This is a genomic window from Nonomuraea basaltis (genome assembly GCF_005893125.1).
Taxonomy (GTDB): domain Bacteria; phylum Actinomycetota; class Actinomycetes; order Streptosporangiales; family Streptosporangiaceae; genus Nonomuraea; species Nonomuraea basaltis.
Genome location: NZ_VCJS01000552.1, coordinates 1 through 1,480 on the forward strand (window position 1 = coordinate 1; position 1,480 = coordinate 1,480).

Sequence of the window (1,480 nt, forward strand, 5' to 3'; positions counted from 1 at the left end):
GCCGACGCCCCCGCGCCCGCCGAACCGGTGGCCAGCGGCACATCGTGAACGGTCCGTGGGTGCTCGCCCGTCTGGGACGGGCGAGCACCCACGGGGCCAGTGCCGGCCGCGCCGGAGCCTGGGTTTCCCGACGAAACTAGTAGACCGAGATGTGCGGGTGGTCGTAGTGGTTGGCGGTGGTGCCGCCCCGGTCCGTCATCGTCCGCCAGGCGCCCGTGCGGACGTGCCAGATGCGCTGCCGGTAGATGATGTACATGATCCCCAGGCGCTTGGCGTTCTTGGTCGTCCAGGCGGCGATCTGCTCGCCGCGCTTGAGCTCCGCCGCCGACGGCATCGCGCCGCCCCGGCTCAGCATGAAGTCGCAGGCCCGGCCGAGCGGGTGCTCGCCGCCGTCCTGGATCGTCCGGTAGCAGCCGATCCCGTACGTCACCCCGAACCGTTCGCTGATGAGCTGCTTGACCAGCGCCATCCGGGGCGTGATGTGGTCGGCGCCCTGCGGCAGCTGCGGCACGAACGTGCCGTCGGGACGCGCGCCCGGCACCGGATACAGCTGCTCGATCTTGTCCCGGATGCGCTCGATCTGCTTCTCGGCCTTCTTCTTGCGCCCCTCCAGCTCACCCACCGTCCGGTCGAGTTCCTCGGAGCGGGTGGCGGACTCGTCCTGCGCCTTCTGCCGGTCGTCCCTGACTTTGGCGAAGCCCCGGAGCTTGGCGTCCTGGAGCGCGATGAGGTGCTGGGTGAGCGCCATCCTGCCGAGCAGTGTGGACGGGTCCTGGTGCCCGGTCAGCAGGGCGAGCGGGCCGGGCTCGCCGCCGGTGTATTCGGCGATGGCCATCGCCCGGAGCTCGGTGGAGTGGCGGTCGTAGACCTCCTGGGCGGCGGTCAGCTTCTCGCGTGCTGATTTCTCGGCTTTTTCCGCCTTCTGGTGGGCGATGCGGCCGTTGTAGTAGTCGGTGATGAGCTTGTCCGACTCCTTCTGCAGCGCGGCCAGCTCCTTCTTGAGCCGGCTCACCGTCGGCCTGGGCTCGGCCGTCGCCGCCGGGGCCGCCGCCATGAGCCCTGCGGTGAGGACGGCGACGATCCCGCGCCACGGACCACGTAGACGGTGGGACGCTGCCGCCACACTTCTCCTCACGCAGAGCCGCAGGGCAGATTCCGGCCAGGAGTTAATCAGGCCGGAGGTCGCCCTCTATCCGACGCACGATAGTAGAAGATCGCGCGCTGCGGCACATAACTCATGACCCCCCGGCATCGCGCGGCCGCCGCGCCCTGCGGGCGACGATCTGCCGTCCCAGCAGCGCCGACCCGGGCACGACCAGCCCTAATCCCAGCAGACTCGAGCCCAGTCCCACGCCGACGTCCAGCAGCCCGCCACCATCGCCGCCGAGCAGCGGCACGTCGAGCGACACCCTGACCGAAACGGAGATGAGCGGCTCGGGGTTCTGGGCGGGCGGCGGGTCGGGATCGGGCGCCCTCGTGG

2 protein-coding genes are annotated in these 1,480 nt (G+C 70.5%); both read right to left on the reverse strand.

Annotation, left to right across the window (positions count from 1 at the left end):
• Positions 1-136: 136 nt before the first annotated feature.
• Positions 137-1,123, reverse strand: a complete 987-nt coding sequence (locus EJK15_RS69325) for a coiled-coil domain-containing protein (protein ID WP_240778156.1) — start codon at positions 1,121-1,123, stop codon at positions 137-139.
• A gap of 112 nt (positions 1,124-1,235) precedes the next feature.
• Positions 1,236-1,480 (reverse strand): hypothetical protein (locus EJK15_RS72450; protein ID WP_171075439.1); only part of this gene is annotated, 245 nt, incomplete at its 5' end.